Raw genomic sequence first — 21,114 nt, forward strand, 5'->3', positions numbered from 1 at the left:
CCTGTGGTCGTGGATCGACCGCGGCATCAACCCGCCAGACCCAGCTCACTCCGGTGGAGCCGAGTACTCCAGCTGATCCTTGACCAGCACGTCAAAGTGCAGAACGCGCACGCCGCGAGGAGAGATGTGCCCTGGCCCGGAGCTACACCACTCGATGGAGCTGGGCGTCGGCCCAGTCCGCGTGGTCGTTGTTGATTCCGTCGCCGCCGTCGCTGACTCGAAGCATCAAGCTCGCCACACCGTCGACGGCGACGTCCAGCGGGTACGCCGCGTCGCTGGGCGTGAGTACGCCGGTCCGGGCGAGGACGACGCCATCGCCGAGGACCTCGAACACCACCGACCCCGCGCCGGAAGGCACACGGGAGTCGTCGACGCCGACGTACGCGGTGAATCGGGTGTAGGCGCCGGCCAGATCGAGGACCACTTCGGAGGGCGCGTGAACGCCTAGGCCCTTGTCGTACGTCGTTCCGCGGAGACGCAGAGGTGTGCCGTCACCGGACTGGGTTCCGCCGTTGGACATGTCACGCTCGACTGGACCCCAGCCGTTGCGTTCGGAGACGAATGGCAGGTCGCTGACGTAGGCGACGCCCTCGGGCGCGACCAACACCCGGGCCAGTTCCTCCGCCTCCCTCGCCGCGTCCGGGCCTTTCCCGGCCTTGTACTTGGCGATGACGGGAATCTCGACGAAGCCGTAGGTCGTCGTCTCGGCGGGAACCGAAAGTGTCCACTCGCCACGAAGCTCGTCGCCGGTCGCCATCGTCTGGGCATGGGCTGGCTCACCCCGTAGCGTCCATCGACCCGGAGCAATGAGGTTGATGTCGACGTCGGTGAGCGGCCCGAAGTCGTCGACGACGAATGTCGCGGTCACTGCCAGCTGGTCCCCGGGTACTACCGACGTCCGGTCCAGTTCGACGCTCAGCGTGGTGAAGACGACTCGGGTCGGCGGCGCCATCTGCGCTGCCGCGACGACGGCGACTCCACGGCCCTTGGGGTTGAGATCCACGGTACGGACGAGTCCGCGGTCGCCCGCCGGGTCTGCGGTGATCACGGTCACGGTCTTTCCAGGCTGGCCTGACACCGCGACGCGAATGTCCCAGTCGGTGGCCTGGACGGCGTAGTCGGTTGCATTCTCATCCACGTACGCCAGTTGCAGGCCCGGCCCGGTCACCCGCTGGATCCATAGGGCTTGCCCACGGGAGCTTGTAGCGAGCAGGTCGAGCGGCAGCCCAGGCTCCCTGAGTTCAACGCCGGTGAAGGTCCCGCGGTAGGCGTAGGTGTGGGTGCCGTCGTCGTCCAAGGAGATGTCAGACACGACGTAGCGCCCGCCGGCGTCCAACCAACGCAGATCGGCAACCACCCTCGTGGCGGCGGTGCCAACGGCGGTGGCGATCAGCAGCGCCGTCGTTTGCTCCTCGTCCGTGTACATCCAGACGTACGGTCCGCTGCTGGAGTCCCATTCGGGCCCGTCCCATCCACGGCCGAGATAGACCGGGCGGAACAGCTCCTCGGTCAACGCCCGCACGCGAGCGCTCCTACGCCACCGGTTGAACACGGCCATGAGCTCGATCGCGGACTCTGGCCACTGCTGCTCGTTGCCTGGGTCCTGGCCGAACTTCACGTTCCGGACGGCCATGTAGGAGTAGTAGTCCTCCATCCTCCCGGTCAGCCGCCCGAGGTTCATGTACATCGCTTCCATCGGAAGGTGCCCGAAATGCGTGATGGCGGTTCGCAGTGACAGATTCTCCCCGGTGACGCCACCGTTGGCGGTGTTCCAGCCGTTGTACGTGACGTGGAGGAGGCCGTTGTTGCGGTCGCCCTGCGTCGGGTAGATGTCGAGCTCTGTCGTCATCTTAGGAAGGTAGTGCGGATAGCTTTCGACCAGGCTGTTGACCATGGCCCGCGTCAAGACAGCCTTGCGGTAAACGTTGTCGCTGGGATGGGAGTACGCCGTCTCCTGTTCGTTCTGCCAATACTGCGTGAGGTCCATCATGTGATGGTCCACGTGGTACTGGTTGATCAACGTCTCGATCTGTTCTTTCTTGTACGCCAGCTCGTCAGGGTTGGCAAGATCCCGCCCGGAGGCGTGGCCCGCTCCGGTCAGGCTGAACCACAGTCCGAACAGAAGGTCCTTGTCCTCCAGCGAATCGGCGAACTCCTGGAGGCTGCGGATGCTGCTGGCCATCGCCGGGTTCGGTTCGAGCGTGTCGCGGCTGGTGTTCCACAGGTCGTCCAGCATCACCATGTCGAAGCCAGCCTGCTCAGCCTTGGGAATGACCGTGGTGAAGTAGTAGTCCTCCGGCAGGTCGCGACCCGGGCCACCTCGATAGTCCCAGTCGTTGGTGTTGAACAACGTGGTGACATTGTTGTAGCGGAATCTCTTCCGGAAGTGCTCCTGGTCGGCCATCTTGGCGTCGACCACGTCTCCGCTGAAGACGGTGACGTTGACCGACAGATACTCGAACTCCTCCCCCGGAAATAACACCAGCTGCAGCGACTCGGGATTCGTCGTGACGCGGACATGGTCGATGTCGTGCCAAGCATTGATACTCGCGAAAGGTGGCAGCATGTATTCGGCATGCTTTCCATTGCCGCGCATCGTTTTCCAGTTGAGCTCCGGGCTGACGCTCCAGCCGTCGCCGGAGTCGTAGACGTTGATCACCTTCTTCGGCAGCTCGGCCCGCTTGCCGTGCGACGACGTGTCTGCCGGCAGCGGAGCAAGCGAGCCCCTGGTGCTCTTCCAGGATGCGTTGGGCACGTGGTAGAGCGTGTGCGCCTGGTCGGCGAGGGCCAGCGCGAACACGGTCGAGGTGGTTATCGTGGTCTTCCGGGTGCTGTCGTCGTTCTTGATCAGCGTGGAGAACCGTAGACCGGCCCGACCCTTGTACACCTCGAACACGACCGTCACCGTGACCGGCTGCGGTTCGGCTCGCCGGAGCGGGATCGCGATCCGCCGTCCGACAGCGGACGTGCCCTGAGGTGTGTGCATGACCAGGTCGGACAGCTCCGCCTCACCGACCTGCCAGTTGCCGTCGTCGGAGACGATCTCGTGTGCGCCGTCGAACTCATACGCGAACAGCTGCCGTCCGCCGACCGCGGTCTGGTACTCACGTCCAGCGTCCTTGTTGGAGACGCTGGTCACGCGGATCCCACCACCCGAGGTGCTCACCACCAGACGTACGACGTCGTTCTCCAGGGTCCAGCCCGTCGGACCATCGGTGATCAGACCGCGGATCGACGGATCGTCGGATGCCGCGGCTTCCGCTGCTCGAGCCTGCGCCCGACCCGCCACACCGACCACGGCGGCTCCGAGAGTTGTACCGGCAGCACCAAGAAACACACGACGACTGATCTCATTCACGAGGCATCCTCCAGAAGCCCGGACCGCCTGACGCGCGCCATATGGGATGGTCAGGGACTATAGGTGAAGCGCTTCAGTTGTCAACCCATTGTTTGCCCAGGAACAATGGCCGACACCCGCGCTTGCAGGCGACGAGGTTGGTGCCTCATACTGAAGCGCTTCAGGCTGACCCACTCTCCGAAGGTGGCCGTCCATTGCGACACATCACGATCAGCGAGATCGCCCAGCGGGCGGGAGTCTCCAGCAGTGCGGTGTCGTACGCCCTGAACGGCAGACCCGGCGTCTCCGACGCCACCCGAGCAAACGTCCTCAAGGTCGCCGAGTCACTCGGCTGGGCACCCAACACGGCGGCCCGCATGCTCTCGGGAGCAAGGACCGAGACGTTCGGCGTGGTTCTCACCCGTCCGGCGCGAGCACTCAGCGTTGAGCCGTTCTATATGGAGTTCCTCTCCGGCTTGGAGAGCGCGTTGGGCGAGCGCTCCTATGCCCTGCTCCTCCAGGTCGTCCCCAACCTCGACAGCGAACTCGCCACCTACAAACGTTGGTGGGCCACCCGACGGGTGGACGGCGTGGTGGCGCTCGACCTCCGGGTCGACGACCCACGAGTTCCCCTCCTGGCCGAACTCGGCATGCCCTCGCTCGTCGTCGGCGACCCCTCGATGGCGGGCGAACTGACCAGCGTCTGGGTCGACTACTCCACCGCGATGTCCGACGCCGTCCGCTACCTGATCGACCTCGGGCACCGGCAGATCGCGCGGGTCGCCGGCTTCACGCCGATCGGGCACGTCAGGGTACGAGACACCGCCTTCAACCAGGCGATGGCAGAGGCCGGCCTCGCCGCTCGCACCCTCCACACCGATTTCTCCGGCGAGGACGGCGCGCGGGCGACGCGAGCGCTGCTCATGAGTACGCCGCGGCCCACCGCCCTCATGTACGACAACGACCTCATGGCCGTCGCCGGACTTACCGTCGCCAGCCAGCTCAAGATCGGCGTCCCGCGCGATCTCACCCTGCTCGGCTGGGACGACTCGGCCCTCTGCGAGATCAGCAACCCGCCACTTTCAGCCATCAGCCAGGACAATGTCGGTATCGGTGCGTACGTCGCCCAACGGATGTTCGGACTGATGGACGGCGAACAACCTGCCCCGCACCTCTACGCGACACCCACACTCAGACTGCGCAGCAGCACTGCACCTCTGCCCTCCATCTGAGGTGGGTGATGAAACTGATGATGTAACGCGTTCGCCGCCGGACCTCCCGCCGCACGGTGTTGACCTATACCGGGTTCAGGAACAGGCTCTCAGCAAGCTGAGTAACAGCGCCTACGGCAGCCTGTGCAATGTGGGCCCCGCCCAGTCGGCGTGGTCGGAGTTGTTGCCGTCGCCGGCTTCGGTGACACGCAGCACCAGTCGCTCGACGCCCATCACGTCTAGGTCCACTGGTTGCGGTTCGGAGTCACCGCGTAGCACTGGCGACTCGTACACCAGCTCGCCGTCGACCTCCACCTGGAAGACCACTGAGGAGTATGGCGAGTTCCGCTGGACGTCGTCGACGCCGACCATGGCGGTGAAGCGAACGTCGCCGGGATCGAGCCGGTAGACGATCTCTGAGGGAGCGTGTGTGCCGATGCCCTTGTCGTATTCAACTCCAGCCAGTGAGATCGGGCCGCCAGAGACAGAGCGGTCTCGTCCCAACGATCCCCAGCCGATGCTTGCGGACTCCCAGTCTCGGTCACTGAGCGCGGTGGCAAGTAGATCCGTCGGCAACGGCTGCTCCTCGATGGACGCTGGAGCTCCTGCTCCCCGCTCGTTCACGGATGTCACCCGGTAGTGCCAGGTTCCGTCACTAGCATCGCGGTCGACCCATCCGTTGCCGGCCGCGGACTCAGCGACCACTTCATAGTCCTCTGACCCGGCAGGGGCTCTCTCCACCGTCGCCGTCAACGCATCGGGCGCGTTCTCCCAGCTCAGTGCCACTCGACTTCCGGATCGGTATGCCCTCAGGTCAGTTGGTGCTGCGGGCGGCGCGGTGGGCATCGTTCGGAATGTGTGCGGACCGCTGAGCACCGGCAACTTCTGCCCCGTCCGGGCGTTCACCGCCGTCACGGACCAGTAGAAGTGACGTCCCGGATCCAGGCCATTGGTCGGAGCCGCGGTGCCTTTGAGGGTCCAGCTCCGGAGCACGTCCTTCAGCTGCGGGTCGCGGGCTACCGTGACCTGGTACTCGGTCGCGTTGGCCGACCGAGTCCAGTGCAGTATCGGGTTCCGAGGCTGGACGCGGTCTGCGCCGTCTTCAGGGGACTGCAGCGTGAAGTCCTCCGGATGCGTTGTCATCGCGTCGCCCCAGCGCTGCTGGTCATTCCGGCCCACTGCCTCAGCGGTCACCTGTCCTCCGGGCGGCACCGTGACGGTGGCGGCGCTGACAGACTTCCCTCGCTGCAGGGTGTGGTCGGCCTTCATTTGCTGACCATCCACCTTGATCTGTGCGTAGCCTCCGTAGAAGCTGATTGTCGTCGTCAGCGGCCGCGGACCGGCGTTGTGGATCACGGTGGTCCGGGTGCTGCCCTCGTGGCGCACGTCTATGTCGTGCTCACCGACCATGATGTGGTCGAGGTTGAGCCAGTCGATTTCCTCAGGCAGCCGGGACAGGGTGGAGACGGCGTGCCCGGGTGCGTCAGGGACCACTCCGGCGAGCCCTTCGACCGTGTGGGAGACGAGGGTGAAGCTGACTTCGGGGTAGTCGCCATTGGTGCCCTGCTGGACAACCTCATGTGGCTCATTCAGCGCGCCGATGATGTCCTTCATCCATGCCCAGCCCTGCTCGGAACGGCCATAGGCGAACATGACATCGGGGACATAGCTGCTCGACTCGATGTTGGACGGTCGGCGTTCGGTGTACATCTGGTACATGTAGTCGATGAAGTCGTCCGCCTTCCGGCTGTTCGGGTCGATGATCTCGTCGTAGGCCATGAACATCGAGTTCTCTTGACCCCAACCCGCGACCTGGGCGCCGTCGGGGTTGCGGCCCCTGGCGTACTCCCAGGCACCTGGGGCGACTCCCCAATCGGTGTTGAAGTACTCGAAGAGTTCGTCGGCGCGGGTATCGAATTGCTCGGCGAGCGACTCGTCGCCTCGGGCACGAGCGAGCTCTGCGTAGCCGCGGAAGGCCTGATACTGCGCTGCGATTCCGTCTCCCGCCTCGATCATCTGGTGGTCGGATCGCTCGTTGTAGCTCGCGGCCCCGTACCAGATCCCCTGCCCTGTGCCCTCGGCTACCCCGTTCGGCAGCTGAGTGTCGTGCAGCTCGATGAAATCGGTCACCGCCTTGGTGTAGAAGCTCCAGAGAGTGGGGTCGTCGACATAGGCGGAGTCTCCGGTCCAGCGGTACTGCTCAGCGGCTTTGTCGACCAGTTCGAAGACCGCGGGCACCTCACGCACGAAGTACGACTCGCTCGGGTGGTCGACGAAGTAGGGGCTTCCGTCGAAGTTGAGTGCCCACAACGGGTACCAGTTGCGCGCCTCAGTCGAAGTCGCCGCGTAGGCGTGAAGCATCGACCGGTTCTCCGCGTCGAGCCCCAGCAAGTGCGCTCCGGCCGCTTGGTGTGCATAGTCGCGAATGTAGAAGGCGGTCCGGTGGGCGTAGCCCGCCCAGTATGAGGGGATGTAGTCGGCCTGCTTCGCGTCGGGAGGGATGGGACCCTCGACGTCGACCGGACCATGCTTGCCGGTCTGGACATGCTGCCTGGCTCGCCACTTGGCCCAGTTGAACGCCTCGACCAGTTGGTCGTTCGAGCTGGCGATAACGATGCTCTTCTGTTCTTCCACAGCGATCACTGTCCATGTCGTGCTGCGACCGGTGCTGTCGGTGAGCTCAAACTGCCGCGGCCGAGTGTAGTCCAGCGGCTGCGTTGGATCAGGTGAGATCGTGGTTCCCTCTGGGAGCTTTGCGTCTGCGGTGAGGCTGCTCCGGTCTGACTCGTAGGGCACCTGGACAGTGACAGTACGGGCGCTCTGATCAATCACCGATGGGCCCTGCTGACCATCAACGTCGAAGCTCAGCAGCTCGCGGACGTCGGCAAACACCGACACGTCGTCGAAGTTGACCCAGTTCTCGCTGCTGCTTCCCACGAAGACTTCGACGTGCTGTCCGTTGGATAGCCGCACCGGCTCCAGCGAGTAGTGCTGATAGGAGGTGTCCACCGGCAATGTCAGGGACGCCAGTACCTGGCCGGAGTCCAGGTCACGGAGTCCTAGTACTCCACCGGCCCCTTTCGTCGCGATCCAGGCCGTTGTGGTGTAGCTGCCGCCAACGTCCACCGTCAGCGGTTGAGCCACCTCATGCCCGGTGCCGGCATCGAGGTAGGCGAGCGCCTGTCCCGTGTGAGGGTTGTTGGTGGCGCGTCCTGATCCTGAAGTGAACCGCCACGGGTCGCTCCCAGCTTCGAACCCGCCATTCACAACGAGTTCGTGCCCGGCGTCCTCTGTTGCACCAGTTGCGGTGACCGGTGGTATGAACATGGCGAGCGCTAAGAGTCCGATCACTCCGATCCGACCGGCCAGCGACCGTACACGGGTGTTGGTGTTGTGCATCGAGCACTCCTGGACTCTGAAGGTTGGAGCGCGACCCGAGCGACTGTGCTAGCAACGCTGGCTTTTCGTCGGACCGCTCGAGGGCCGGACCGCCCCGCCTGGGATCTAGGCATCCCCGCACCGTGAACCCGTCGACGGGCGGCCCGGCAACCACCGGTACCAACAACTCAAGACGCCGGAAGCGCCTACTTGATCGTGTACCGGATCATGTCGTTGCGGAGCACATCACCCGAGACTTTCTCGATGCGCAGCGTGTGTTCGGTGTCCTTCAGCCCGGTGGCGGCGAAAGCCTGCCGAGCCGTGACTCGTGCGTCGTTCGAGAGGTCCACGCGTCCGACGAGCCTGCCGTCGATGTAGACGTCGGCCTCGCCTTGGTCCGGACTGAGCGCCGTGAGCCATTCGATGCCGGTGCCGCGGAAGGTGAACTCGATCGCGTCACCGCTCTCGGTCGTGTAGTGGACGTCGTCGCGGTAGTCACCGCGGAAGCGGAAGTCGAGCGCCGTGTCGCCGACAGGTTGAGCCGCGAGGAACTCCTTCTTGATCGTCACGACCCGACCGTCGACGGTGTAGTCGGCCCCGGCCACGAGCGCCTCTCCGTCTTGGCTGATCCCGAGGAGCTCGCCCGGGTCGCGCGCGACTTCGACCGGGATGTCGGCTTGAGCGGACTTGTCGAAGGTCACCGTGCTGGGGTTCAGCAGGCTCTCCTGCCGCACGTTCAGCTTGTCGAGCAGCATGAACTGGCCGGAACGCTTGACGCCGCGGATCGTGTGGGATCCGTTGGGCAGGTCGGAGATGGTGTACACCACCTGCTGGGCACCTCGCCCCTCGGCGAGGTAGGTGCTGACGGTCTGCTTGAACTCACCGTCGATGTACATGTCGACATCGCCTTGCGAGCTGTGGGTCTCCGTCACGAAGTCGACGCCGGTTCCGACGAACGTGTACTGGAAGGAATCTCCGTTGGTTTCGGTGTAGTGCACGTCGTCCTCGAAGTCGCCGAGTCCGCGGCCGGTGCTCCGGCTCCACGCACCCGTATAGACGATCTGTGGGTCGTTGTCGTTCAGTTCGATCGTCCGTACGCCCGAGGCGTCCGACGTCGCACCGGACGACGAATCTGTCACCGCCACCTCGAGCGGCTCCGAGACTGCCGGAACCTCGAAGTTCTCGTTACGTTTCCACGCCCCGTCGTAGGACACCCGCAGATCGTCGTCGTTGACGCTGATCTTCGAGTTCTTCTGCGGCGCTACTCTGAACAGGCGCGCCCCATGTGTCGGCACCTCCCCGATGAAGTTGGAGTCGAACGTGCCGAGATTCTTCTCAGCCCACAGGTCGCGCACACTCGCGGCACCGTCCAGTCCGAGGTCGGCCCACTTCACTTCGACATTGGCATCGGTACGCCCGAGGTTGAACAGCGCAACGGTGTAGGTGCCGTCCTCGTTGAGTGCGAACCACACCTGCCGGTTGGTCTTTGTCGAGAGGGGTTGCGCGGGGCGTCCGGCCTGGTTGACCGCAATCACCTCGCGGTTGGTGAGGAGTTCCAGGCCGTAGGAGTCGAGCCGGGTCATGTCGTTTCCGATGTAGAACGGGGCCGCGGAGACTGCCCACAGTGTCGCTGCGGCGCGCCGTTCGTCTCGGGTGATGCCGTCCATCGTGCCGTTGCCGACGTTCAGCGAGTCGAGATCGTTCCACCCCCCTGGTCCGCCATGGCGCCACCATTCCGCAAGCTTGGGAAAGAGTCGTGCGATGTTCTGCCAGGTCGTGAGCGCCTCGCCGGGGCAGTAGCACTCCACGTCCCACTCGATCCGCCAGCCGTTCGCGTACTGCTTCCAGTAGTCCGCGTAGCGAATGTCAAGTGCCCAGGAGAGCTCGAGCCAGATCCCGTGACGAGCAAGTGCTTGCGACCACGCCTTGACGTCGTCGCGTGCGTCGAGGGAGAGATCGGAAATGCCGGACCCCGGGGTTACGCTGTCGAACTTCAGGAAGTCGACGCCCCATTGGGCGTAGAGGTCGGCGATCGAGTCGATGTACTTCTGTGCGCACGGGTTTGAGAAGTCGATCCGGTGCCCGATGCCCCAGTAGTCGCCCTGCTGCAACGGTTGCACGGCCAGATCACCAGTCCTGCAACCGGGGGCACCGTAGACGGGGAGATCAGCGTCCAGCAACGCCTTGGTGATCCCTGGAATGCCGTAAAGCCCAAACTTCTGTCCGTTCGCGTGAACGTGGTCGATCACTTCCTGCAGGCCGTCGGGATACAACGTCGTGCTCGGTACGGGCCGGCCGTAGTCGTCTGTGCCGCCGTTCCACGCGGCGTCGACATTGATGTACTCGTAGCCGTACGGCTGGAGTTTCTCGTGCATGGCATCGGACTGGGCCTTGATCTGGTCAGCGGTGATCCAGGCGGCGCCGTTGCTCACGTACGTCTGCATGCTGTAGCTGCTCCAGCCCATGTAGGGCTTGCTGGCTCGCTCTCCCGCCGGTGGATGTGCTTCGCCCGCCGAGGCGGTGGTCGTGGTGGTCGTGGTGGCGGTGGTCGTGGTGCCGAGCGACGTGACGGCCGCCGGCCCGGCAGAAGCTGGCGTGGCGGTCAGGCCGAGCGGGGCAAGGAGGACGACGGCGAGGCCCACGAGTGAACCGCGCACCGCCTTGTGTCGAGGGGGTCTGGTCATGAGCGGGACACCTCTCTATCTGGTCGGGCAGCTCACTGGAGGAGGTTCTTCAGATCGACTGATTCGCCGGTGGCAAGTACCAGGTCGACCTCGCGCTCGGCGTACACCACGCGGACCGACTCCGGATCCACGCCGGTGACCTTGCGTGCGGTCGCGGTCGAGATCCGGCCGTCACGCCACGACAGATCCACCACAAGGCCACCTCGGGCGCGGATGCCGCGCACCTCACCGTCTGGCCAGTCCGCCGGAAGGGCAGGCAGCAGCCGGATCGTTCCGTCAAAACTTTGGACGAGCATCTCGATGACCGCGGCGACGAACCCGTAGTTGCCGTCGATCTGGAACGGTGGATGGGTGCTGAACAGGTTCGGCAGCAGACCACCCCACTCCGAGCCGTCGACGGGCGCGAAGCGCCCGGTGTCCCCTTCGAACGGCACCGTTGCCTCGCGGAACAGCGACAGTGCGGTCTCACCGTCGCCGAGCCGTGCCCGGCACGCGGTCTTCCAGGCCCACGACCAGCCCATCGCGCCGGGACCACGTGCGTCGAGCGCCTTCTCTGCCGCCATGGCCAGATCCGAGCCCGGCGCGATCTGGCCGAGGGGATAGAGCGCGACCAGGTGCGAGAGATGTCGGTGCTGCGGATCCTGCTCTTCGTGGTCCTCGCTCCACTCCAGCAGCCGGCCATTGGCAGCGACCGGCAACTCTGGCAACCTCGCGAGTGTCGCCTCCAGCTTGTCGCGGAGCGGATCGTCCAACCCGAGGACGTCGAGGGCCGCCAGGCAGTTGGCGAACAGGTCCCGCAACAGCGCCAGATCCGTCGAGGTCAAGGTGCTGAGGGACTCGCCGCGTCCGTCGGGGCCGACGAACAAGTTCTCCGGCGAGGTGGACGGGCTGGTCTGCAGCCGCCCGTCGGCGTCCTCGTGCAGCCAGTCGAGCCCGAACTCTGCCGCACCGGACATCACCGGCCAGGCGCGGACCCGCAGGAACTCGCGGTCCAACCCGTACTCGTAGTGCTCCCACAGATGACGTGTCAGCCAGATGCCGCCCATCATCCAGATCGCCCAGGATGGGCTGCCGTGGCCCATCCCGACCGGCAACGCCCAACCCCAGATGTCGGTGTTGTGGTGTGCCACCCAGCCGCGGGTGCCGTAGAGGCCGGCCGCGACCGCGCGGCCCCGGGCAGCCATCCGGTCGAGCAGGTCCGCCAACGGCACGTGACACTCACCGAGGCCGGACGGCTCAGCGCCCCAGTACTTCATCTCGGTGTTGATGTTGATCGTGTAGTTGGACGACCAGGCCGGGCGGAGCTGGTCGTTCCAGATGCCCTGCAGGTTGGCTGGAGGACCGCCCGGTCGGGACGCCGAGACCAGCAGGTAGCGGCCGTACTGCACCAGCACGGTCGCCATCAGCGCGTCGTCCCGACTTCGCAGCAGCTCCGCGACATCGACCGGTGCCGAGGGTGGCGGCCCGATGCTCACCGAGGCGGCACCCAGCAGCGGCCGTACGTCCTCCAGGTGGTCGGCAAGCAAGGCGCCGGCGCCGACCCCGATGGCGTCGCCCGCCTTCTGGCGAGCGGCGTCGAGGTGCTCGGCACGGCCCCGACGGACTCCCGACATCCACCAGTCCACCGCGGACGTCGAGCTGCTGATCGTCACCAGCAGTCTGGTGGCGCCTTCGATGACCAGCTCGTCGCGGTCGCTGTCGTACGACGACCGCCCATCGGCATGGATCGCGACCGCCAGCGCGGCGAACGGGTCATAGCCGTCGACCGTCGCGCCTGGCTGGAGGTACCGCAGCGGTTCGGCCACGTCCGGCTCGTGCAGCGGTGCACCGTCGGCCGGAACGCCGACACCGATCGCCATGCCGCCGCCATCCCCCAACTGCTCGTCTACCCGCAACGGCGACGAGAGCCGCAGCGATACGTCTACCGGCGAATCGGCCGTTAGCTCGACGCAGATCGCCCCGGCCGGACGGCTTGCCCAGGTCCGGCGCCGGATGCCGGCCAGGGACTCCTCGACGACTGCGTTGTGGAGGTCGAGAACCCTTCCGTGGTACGCCGGTTCGCCGGCGATGTCCATCCGCAGCTCCGCGAACGGCAGGAACTCCTGGGTGTACGGGCCCTCGAAGGACATGAGCAACGTCTCGGCCAACCGGTAGTCCCGCGCCTCGATCGCATCCCGCACCTGTTGCAGGCGAGCCGGTCCAGCACCTGCCGCCAGCACCTCCCCGAGTGCCTCTGCGGGACCGGACGGCGTACCAGACCAGACCGTGGCGTCGTTGATCTGCAGTCGCCCGTCTCCGTACACCATCGCGCCCAGCCGGCCGTTGCCGACCGGCACCGCCTCGGACCACGCCGAGGCTGGTGCCGGCCAACGCAGACCAAGGGTCACTTGGCGCCTTCCTGGTAATTGTCGTACGCCTGCTGGTACAGCTCGAGGTACCGCTCCAAGCCGACGCCGCCCAGCCCTTGGACCCAGGCGTCCCATTCGGTGTCGATGTTCTTCTTGCCGGTGATGAACGCCAGCTGGCCCTGCGTGACGTAGTTGTCGAGGTTGGTCTTCAGCGTCGCCATCTCCGAACTGGCGCTCGGGTCGATCCAGACCTGGGCCGCGGGGAAGTACTGCGACCGGTCCTCGTGACCCTCGTACATCTTCGTCGCCTCGAACAACCGTCGCTCGAGTCCCGCCTCGGCGTAGATGTCCTTCGGCACGACTTGGGCGTTGCGGAACCGCAGCGTGTTGTTGTACTGCGCCAAGGCGCCCCACGCCGTGTTCGGCGGAATTTCCTCGGACGGCATCGGCTTGTACATCGGCTCGGCCTTCTCGTCGAGCGCGATGTCACCCTGTTTCGGCTTGGTCCAGCTGACACCCTCGGGCCCGGCCCAGGCCATCAACTGGCCCTCGTCGGTGTAGATGTAGTCCAGCATCTTGATCGCCTGGACCTGCGCCTTCTCGCTCGACTTGTTGGTGAGCATGAAGGTATAGCCGGTCGAGGTGGGGTGGTTCAGCCCGGTGTAGTTCTTACCGTCGGGCCCGGTCAGCGGCGGCGCCGCGTCGTACTGCTTGTCCCGTCCGTCCTCAGAGCCGAGCTGGACGAAGATTCCCGGCCACAGCACCGGCGAGGAGCCGATGAGGACAGCCTTCGGGTCGTTTCCAATCGCCTGCAGCGCCTCGGCGTTCTGTGTGAACGAGCCCGCGTCGATCAGCCCCTCCTCGTACAGCGAGTGGATGTACTTCAGCCCCTCGCGCCACTCCGGGTCGTCGACCGGCGTGACCACCTTGTCGCCGTCCAGGGCGAGAAGCGACCGTACGCCGTTGTTCGCACCGACCGGGTCGTAGGCGAATGCTCCCATCAGGTAGGCGATCAGGCTGCTGTCCTGGACGTCTGTGGTCATCGGGATCTCGTCGGCCTTGCCGTTGCCGTTCGGGTCCTGCGTCTTGAATGCCTTGAGCACGGTGCGCAGGTCCTCGGTCGTCTTGGGCATCTGCATGTCCAGCTTCTTCAACCAGGCGCTGTTGATCCACAGCTTGTCCGGGTAGGTGCAGTGGTAGCAGTCGGCCCACTGCGGCATCGCGTAGATGTGGCCGTCGGGTGCTGTGGCCATCTCCTTCAGAGTCTTGTTGGTGTCCAGCGCCTTCTGGATGTTCGGCGCGTGCTGCTTGATCAGGTCCTCCAGCGGTACGGCGATGCCGTCGGTGCCCAGCTTCTGCACCTCCGCCTGGGTGAACCCGTCGACCCACGGGATCAGGAAGAACAGGTCCGGGTAGTCGCCGCTGGCCAGGGCGATCTGCCGCTTCTCCTTCGCCGGCCCGGCATCGAACGTCGTCGGCTGCCAGCGGAACTGGATCTTGAACCTGCCACTCATGAACTTCGTGACAGTGTTCTTGCTCATGTTCGTGTTCGGATCGGCCGGCGACATCACGTCGACGACGACCTTGCCGTCCTTGGTCATCTCGGCGTCGGCGCTGTCATCCGGCGCGCCGGACCCGCACGCCGCCACGGTCAGCACCGCGGCCAGCGCCAAAGCCGTTCCCATCTTGAGAGACATGGTTCCTTCCTTGTGGTGAATGACGGTGGCCCCCCGACTAGCCCTTGATTGCGCCGACCAGCACGCCCTTGGTGAAGTGACGCGCGATGAACGGGTAGATGATCAGTACGGGCAGGCTCGAGACGACGATGAGCGCGTACTTGAGGACGTTGGCCAGCTCGCGTTGGTCCAGCTGTTGTCCGAGGTCACCGGAGGCGGCCGTGGTCGTGTTCAGGATGATGATGTTCCGCAGCACGATCTGGAGCGGGAAGAGATCGGGATCCTTCAGGTAGACCAGAGCGTCGAAGTACGAGTTCCACTGGAAGATGGCGTACATGAGAGCGAGCACCGCCAGCAGCGGCTTGGACAGCGGCAGCACCACCGACCACAGGAACCTCAGCTCGCTCGCCCCGTCCAGCATCGCGGCCTCGTACAGCTCGTCAGGAATCGAATGGGCGAAGAACGTACGCCCGATGATGACCTGCCACACGCCGATCGCGTTGGGGATCAGCAGCGCCCATCGGGTGTTCAACATCCCGACGTCCTGGACCACCATGTAGGTCGGGATCAGGCCGCCCGAGAAGAGCATCGTGAACAGCAGAACGCTCATCAGCACGTTGCGGCCGGCAAATGTCCGGCGCGACAACGGATAGGCGATGGCCACCGTCAGCGTGACGCTGATCAGCGTCCCGGCGACGGCATAGATCAGCGAGTTGTAGTAGCCCTGCAGAACCTGCGGGTTGGTCAGAACCTCCTGGTACGCAACCAGCGAGAGGTCGACCGGCCAGAAGGTCACCTGGCCGGAGCTCACCGCGCGAGGGCTGGAGAACGAGTTCGCGACGATGTAGACGATCGGCATCAGCACCAGCAGCAGGACAATCGCCAGCATGACCGTGATGACGACCAGCACGATCCGGTCACCGAAGGGCTCTCGGATCCTCTTCCCGCTGGTCACGCGCTCGCGGCGCAGCCTGCCCAAGGTTTGAGTGCTCATCCCCACAGCCCGTTCCCGGTGATCCGTTTGGCCACCACGTTGACGACCAGCAGCAGCGCGAGGTTGACCACGGAGTTGAACAGGCCGACCGCTGTCGCCATGCTGAAGTCCGCGTTCAGCAGCCCCGTCTTGTAGACGTAGGTCGCGATGATCTCCGACTGCGCCAGATTCAGCGGGTTCTGCAGCAGGTAGACCTTCTCGAAGCCGATCGCCATCAGGTTGCCGACGCCGAGCACGAGAATGACCACCGCGGTCGGCATGATGCCCGGCAGGTCCACGTGCCAGATCCGCTGCAGCCTGCTGGCTCCGTCCACCTTTGCCGACTCGTGCAACGCCGGATCGATCCCCGCAAGCGCAGCGAGGTAGATCACCGCGGCGTAGCCGGTCGTCTGCCAGACGTCGGACCATACGTAGATGTGCCGGAAGTAGTCCGGGTCGCCCAGCAGGTCGATCGACGGTATCCCGAAGAGACCGAACGCGTCATTCACAAGGCCGATCCGTGGCGACAGGATGAGGACCGTCATCGAGACCACGACGACCGTGGAGATGAAGTACGGCGCGTACGTCACCATCTGGACGGTCCGCTTGAAGAGTCCGTGGCGGATCTCGTTCAGACCGATGGCCAGCAGAATGGGGATCGGGAAGCTCGCGAGCACGAGGTAGAACGCGAGGAGAAAGGTGTTCTTCAGCAGCGTTCCGAACATCGGGTTGCCAAAGAAGAGCTCGAAGTTCCTGAACCCCACCCAGTCGCTGCCCCAGGGACCGTCGAGAACGTTGTAGCTCTTGAAGGCGATGACCGCGTTGCTGATCGGGATGTACTTGAAGATCACGAAGTACGCCAGCGGCACGATCACCAGCAGGTACAGCTGCCAGTGCCGTCGCCCCGACCTCTTCAGCTCGGTCCAGCGCCTGCGCCGGTACCGCACGGGCGGGCGCCGCTGGACCGGCTCCTCCGTGCCAAGAACTGGTACCGCGCCCGGCGGCGAGGTGATCGGCGCCATCACGCCACCCGGAGATTGTCGATGGCGTCGAGGTCCCAGTCGATGCCGATGCCGGGTGACTCCGGTGGCCGGATCCAGCCTTCCTCGATAACGTGCCCGCCGCGCGAGATGGCGCCCAACTGAGGGATGTGCTCGACGTACATGCCGTTGGGTACCGCGCACGCCAGGCTGGCATGCAGCTCCATCAGGAAGTGCGGAGCGACCGGCACGTTGAAGGACTCAGCGGTGTGCGCGACCTTGAGCCACGGGGTGATGCCGCCCACCCGCGCCGCGTCGACCTGGACGATCCCCGCCGCGCCGGCCGCGACGTACTCGGCGAACCGCAGGCTCGAGTAGAGCGACTCACCGACCGCGATCGGGACGGTCGTGGCCGCAGCGAGGCGGACGTGCCCGGCGAGGTCGTCGGCGGGCAACGGTTCCTCGAACCACGCGATGCCGAGCGACTCGTACGAATGCGCCCGCCTGGCCGCCTCCGCACCGGTGAAGCACTGGTTGGCGTCGACCATGATCTCGAACGCCGGACCGACCGCATCTCGTACCGCGGCCAGCCGTTCGGCGTCCTCGGTGAGGGAGGGCTTGCCGACCTTCACCTTGACTCCGCGAACACCGGCCGCCTTGGCCGCGAGCGCGTTGCGTACCAGCTCCTCGCAGGTCAGGTGAATCCAACCTCCCTCGGTGTCGTAGAGCGGCAACCGGTCGTGCGCGCCGCCGGCCAGACGCCAGACAGGCTCGTCGGCGCGCTGGCCGCGTAGGTCCCACAGCGCGACGTCGATCGCCGCCATCGCCAAGGAAGTGATGGCACCGACCGTGGTGGCACGCGTGCCGGTCACCATCCTCTGCCAGATCTGCTCGACGTTGCGAGCGTCCGCTCCAAGCAGCCCGTCGACGAGATGGTCGCGGAGCATCGCGACCACGGCGGTACCGCCCGTGCCGATGGTGTACGAGTACCCGGTACCGGACATGCCGTCCACCGTCTCGACGGTGACCAGCACCGTCTCCTGCTTGACGAAGCTCTGGCTCGCATCGCTACGAGCCGTCTCGGGCTCCAGATCGACCAACTGACACCGGACGTTCGCGATCTTCGTCATGAAGCCCTTCCGCGCAAGCTGCTCCGTCGCGACAGCAATCGGATACGATATTGGAACCATGCAGCGGCGAGGCAGGACTTGTCAAGATCGGATATGAAATCGGATGGCCATGTGCTAGCGTCGGCCCGGCATGTGGGGAACGGACCAGTGGTGAAGCAGAAGCGGCGTGGCGCCAGTCCGTCCGCTGCGCCCAAGTTGAAGCGGGCGCCCCGTCTGATGCTGCGGGAGAGTGTGTACGAGTCGGTAAAGCAGCTGCTCATGGACGCCGACCTGCAGCCAGGGATGCGGCTTTCAATTGACGGCCTAGCCCGCGAACTGCAGGTCTCGCCGACGCCGGTGCGCGAAGCGCTGTTTCGGTGCGAGGCCGAAGGCCTAGTCGTACGCCGACCCAACGCGGGCTACACGGTGGCTCCGCTCCTCGACCGTGAAGGGCTCCTCAACCTCTATAACATCCGGCTGCTGCTGGAGCCCGAGGCTGCGGCATGTGCCGCGACCAACGTCAACGCCGACGACCTGCGGGAGATGGACGACGCCATCCGTCAGATGGCACCCGCTATCGTCGGCGACAACTACAAGGCGTACCGAGACTTCTCCAACCAGGACGCAAGGCTGCACCGAACCATCGCGAGCGCCTGCGGCAATCCGCTGATCGCCGACACGCTCGAGCGACTGCGCGCCCACACCCATGCCTACCGGCTCTACTTCCGACACGGCATCGCCGAGGTCACCGCAGCCGAGCACCAAGCGATCATGGCGGCCATCCTCGCCCGAGACACCACCGCCGCGGAGCACGCGATGCGTGCACACCTCGAGGCGTCCCGGTCGCGCCTGCTCGGTGCATACGACGAGCCTTCCGCCGACCTGTAGGACCCCCGCGTTCCCGAGCTCTAAGGAGCCCGCCAGCACCGAAAGAGGTCCTGCGAAGCCGCGACCTGGCGATGATGTGATCGAGGCGCATCTGGATAGATCCGCCGTTGGCGGTGACTAGATGTCCGGAGGCCACGTACACGCAGCCCAGGCGAGCGATGTACGCGCCGACAGCCGGTGCCATGGCCTGGGTTGGTCACGTACGGCACGAAGATCAAAAGCATGGCACGCTCTTGGGTGAGCAGCTTTGAATTAGCTCAGGGAATCTGGTGAATGTTCGGATCGGGTAGCAGATGCGGCGGCGCGTAGTGTGGCTGCCTGGTTTCTAACCAGCTGTTGCTCCGATCCGTCAGCTCGGCTTCACCGCTGCGCCAGCGGCGACGAAACCATCGATGGCCATCCTGCGCCTTCCGGCGTACGTAGCCCATGCACCAGGTGTGGTTGAGCGTAGCGGCGTGGACCAGGCCGTGCCGGTCCGCATCGTTGAGGCCGTAGGCGTCGGCGAACTCCCGTGGCCAGGTCAGTGTCCGGTGCCGGCGCGGATCGTCGATGTCTGCGTCGGGTCGCAGGGGCACCCACAAGCGGCTTGCCGCCGCGACATCCCAGAGCGCGGATCCGGGCCCGGCCAGATCGAAATCGATCAGCGCGACCGCTGCAACCGGTGCCAACGGCGACGGTCACCGAGAGATCCTCGGTGTGGACGTCACCAGCGCCGACGACGGCGCGGGATGGCTCAGCTTCTGCCGCGCGGAAACTTCGCCGCATATACGCCGCGTCGGCCGCCGCTGCATGCAGCCAGCCTGTCTAAGCACCGCTCTGACCAGCGCGAACACCAGACGACACGCTAAGGGCGACGGTATGCGTACCGCTCGCCCGTTAGCCGGTGGCGAAGTCACCAAACCCGGTTTGACCTGGGCATTTACAAGGTGGCAGGTGTTGGATTCGAACCAACGTAGCAGTTCAGCGACGGTTTTACAGACCGCTCCCTTTGGCCACTCGGGCAACCTGCCTGGGTGCTGTCGTACGACAGCGACTTGAGAGGATAGCGCAGACGCTACCTGGCCGCCGCAGCCGGCCGGGCGTCACCAGCAGCTACGAATGAGGGGAGCCCGCATGCCCGCCGAGTCGTCGTTCGACATCGTGAGCAAGGTCGATCGGCAGGAAGCCGACAACGCACTCAACCAAGCGGCGCGGGAGATCGCCCAGCGGTACGACTTCAAGGGCACAGGTGCCCAGATCCGCTGGTCGGGTGAGTTCGGCGTCGAGATCGCGGCCAACTCCGAGGAACGGGCAAAAGCCGTGCTCGACGTGTTCAAGGAGAAGCTCGTCAAGCGTGGCGTGTCGCTGAAGCATCTCGAGTCCGGCGATCCGCGGCAGTCGGGCAAGGACTACCGCATCCAGGGCACGTTCGAGGAGGGGATCTCCACCGAGAACGCCAAGAAGGTCGCCAAGATCGTCCGGGACGAGGGCCCGAAGGGCGTCAAGGTCCAGGTCCAGGGCGACGAGGTGCGGGTGGCGAGCAAGAAGAAGGACGACCTGCAGCAGGTGATCACCCTGCTCAAGGGCAAGGATCTCGACGTTGCCCTGCAGTTCGTCAACTACCGCTGAGTTCCGCGGCGGACCCCTGCCAGATACTCCAGCCGCCGGACCCGGTCTCGGGTCGACGGGTGGGTGGAGAAGAGTCGTCCGAACCCACTCTGGCGGAAGGGGCTCGCGATCATGAGCGCGGCGGTGCTCCGCAGCGCCGGGTCGGCCGGCAGGGGCACCCGCCGCGTCGTCGACTCCAGCTTGCGGAGCGCGTCGGCAAGCGCCAGCGGGTCGCCGGTGATCCTCGCCGACGTACGGTCTGCCGCGTACTCCCGCGAGCGGGTGATCGCCACCCTCAACAGGGACGCCGCGAGCGGGCCGAGGACCAGGAGCAGGAGCAGGCCGACCGGGCGTACGCCTCGCACCGACCGCCCTGCCGAGCCCGGCCAGGCGGTGTGCGTACGCCCGAACCGCACCCGCCACGCACACTGGACCGCGGACATGATCATGCTCGCCAACGCGGAAGCGACCGAGGAGATGAGGATGTCGCGGCTGGCGACGTGGCCGAGTTCGTGCCCGATGACTGCGCGCAGCTCGCGCTGGTCGAGGAGCCGGAGCAGCCCCTGGGTCACGCAGATCGTCGAACGGCGCGGGTTGCGGCCCGTGGCGAACGCGGTGGGTGTCGCGGTCGCGGAGACGTAGACGGCGGGTATCGGGAGGCGCATCGCGGTGGCGAGTTCGCGGACGATCCGGCACAGCTCCGGATGGTCGGCCTCGCTGACGGGATAGGCCCGCATGGACCGGAGCGCGATCCGGTCACTCGCGAAGTACGCGCCCGCGTTCATGGCGAGCGCGAGGCCGCACGCCACCACCAGGCCCACCCGACCGCCGACCGCGCCGCCGCCGAGGATCAGCAGCACCGACAACGAGGCCAGCAGCATCGTCGTCTTGAGCTGGTTGCGATGGCAGTGCGCGCGGTCGTGCATAACCTTCGTTGGACCTC

13 protein-coding genes, 1 tRNA gene and 1 pseudogene are annotated in these 21,114 nt (G+C 65.5%); 4 read left to right on the top strand and 11 right to left on the bottom strand.

Features of this window, described 5'->3' with window-relative positions; translation table 11 throughout:
* Positions 1-142 precede the first annotated feature (142 nt).
* The gene (locus ABN028_RS12995) at positions 143-3,358 is read right to left on the bottom strand and encodes an NPCBM/NEW2 domain-containing protein (protein WP_349696781.1); all 3,216 of its coding nucleotides are present in this window, start codon (positions 3,356-3,358) and stop codon (positions 143-145) included.
* Between the two features lie 194 nt (positions 3,359-3,552).
* Between ABN028_RS12995 and ABN028_RS13000 the strand changes: the two genes are divergently transcribed.
* On the top strand, positions 3,553-4,569 hold the full coding sequence (locus ABN028_RS13000) for a LacI family DNA-binding transcriptional regulator (RefSeq protein ID WP_349696782.1): 1,017 nt from the start codon (positions 3,553-3,555) through the stop codon (positions 4,567-4,569).
* Between the two features lie 111 nt (positions 4,570-4,680).
* On the opposite strand, the gene ABN028_RS13005 is transcribed toward ABN028_RS13000, so the two are convergent.
* The 7 genes from ABN028_RS13005 to ABN028_RS13035 form a co-directional block, all read right to left on the bottom strand.
* Entirely contained in the window at positions 4,681-7,947 is a 3,267-nt protein-coding gene (locus ABN028_RS13005; protein WP_349696783.1) for an NPCBM/NEW2 domain-containing protein, read from the bottom strand.
* Positions 7,948-8,132: 185 nt separating this feature from the next.
* Positions 8,133-10,610 (bottom strand): X2-like carbohydrate binding domain-containing protein, encoded by a 2,478-nt coding sequence (locus ABN028_RS13010; RefSeq protein WP_349696784.1) that lies wholly within the window; start codon positions 10,608-10,610, stop codon positions 8,133-8,135.
* A 32-nt stretch (positions 10,611-10,642) separates the two neighbouring features.
* The gene (locus ABN028_RS13015) at positions 10,643-12,997 is read right to left on the bottom strand and encodes a glycosyl hydrolase family 95 catalytic domain-containing protein (protein WP_349696785.1); all 2,355 of its coding nucleotides are present in this window, start codon (positions 12,995-12,997) and stop codon (positions 10,643-10,645) included.
* The gene (locus tag ABN028_RS13020) at positions 12,994-14,655 is read right to left on the bottom strand and encodes a type 2 periplasmic-binding domain-containing protein (protein WP_349696786.1); all 1,662 of its coding nucleotides are present in this window, start codon (positions 14,653-14,655) and stop codon (positions 12,994-12,996) included. The genes ABN028_RS13015 and ABN028_RS13020 overlap by 4 nt, the downstream gene beginning before the upstream one ends.
* Positions 14,656-14,692: 37 nt before the next feature.
* The gene (locus ABN028_RS13025; RefSeq protein WP_349696787.1) at positions 14,693-15,628 is read right to left on the bottom strand and encodes a carbohydrate ABC transporter permease; all 936 of its coding nucleotides are present in this window, start codon (positions 15,626-15,628) and stop codon (positions 14,693-14,695) included.
* A complete protein-coding gene (locus tag ABN028_RS13030) occupies positions 15,625-16,629 on the bottom strand; it encodes an ABC transporter permease (RefSeq protein ID WP_349696788.1) in 1,005 nt (334 codons plus the stop codon). The genes ABN028_RS13025 and ABN028_RS13030 overlap by 4 nt, the downstream gene beginning before the upstream one ends.
* Positions 16,629-17,717, bottom strand: coding sequence for a mandelate racemase/muconate lactonizing enzyme family protein (locus ABN028_RS13035; RefSeq protein WP_349696789.1), 1,089 nt, complete (start codon positions 17,715-17,717; stop codon positions 16,629-16,631). The genes ABN028_RS13030 and ABN028_RS13035 overlap by 1 nt, the downstream gene beginning before the upstream one ends.
* A gap of 150 nt (positions 17,718-17,867) precedes the next feature.
* Between ABN028_RS13035 and ABN028_RS13040 the strand changes: the two genes are divergently transcribed.
* Positions 17,868-18,584, top strand: a complete 717-nt coding sequence (locus ABN028_RS13040) for a GntR family transcriptional regulator (protein WP_349696790.1) — start codon at positions 17,868-17,870, stop codon at positions 18,582-18,584.
* Positions 18,585-18,841: 257 nt separating this feature from the next.
* Here the strand turns inward: ABN028_RS13040 and ABN028_RS13045 are convergent, their stop codons facing one another.
* The gene (locus tag ABN028_RS13045; RefSeq protein ID WP_349696791.1) at positions 18,842-19,252 is read right to left on the bottom strand and encodes a hypothetical protein; all 411 of its coding nucleotides are present in this window, start codon (positions 19,250-19,252) and stop codon (positions 18,842-18,844) included.
* Here ABN028_RS13045 and ABN028_RS13050 point away from each other — a divergent pair.
* Positions 19,236-19,343, top strand: a pseudogene (locus ABN028_RS13050) (transposase); the annotation flags it as partial. The gene ABN028_RS13045 and the pseudogene ABN028_RS13050 sit on opposite strands and share 17 nt — an antisense overlap.
* 168 nt (positions 19,344-19,511) lie before the next feature.
* On the opposite strand, the gene ABN028_RS13055 reads toward ABN028_RS13050, so the two are convergent.
* Positions 19,512-19,594 (bottom strand) — tRNA-Tyr (locus ABN028_RS13055).
* A 103-nt stretch (positions 19,595-19,697) separates the two neighbouring features.
* Between ABN028_RS13055 and ABN028_RS13060 the strand changes: the two genes are divergently transcribed.
* Complete coding sequence (locus ABN028_RS13060; protein ID WP_349330111.1) at positions 19,698-20,192, top strand: YajQ family cyclic di-GMP-binding protein; 495 nt, start codon at positions 19,698-19,700, stop codon at positions 20,190-20,192.
* Here ABN028_RS13060 and ABN028_RS13065 read toward each other — a convergent pair.
* Positions 20,183-21,097: a M48 family metalloprotease gene (locus ABN028_RS13065; RefSeq protein WP_349696792.1), complete on the bottom strand. Its 915-nt coding sequence runs from the start codon at positions 21,095-21,097 to the stop codon at positions 20,183-20,185. The two genes, ABN028_RS13060 and ABN028_RS13065, sit on opposite strands and share 10 nt — an antisense overlap.
* Positions 21,098-21,114 lie beyond the last annotated feature (17 nt).

The organism is Actinopolymorpha sp. B17G11 (assembly GCF_040196095.1).
GTDB lineage: Bacteria > Actinomycetota > Actinomycetes > Propionibacteriales > Actinopolymorphaceae > Thermasporomyces.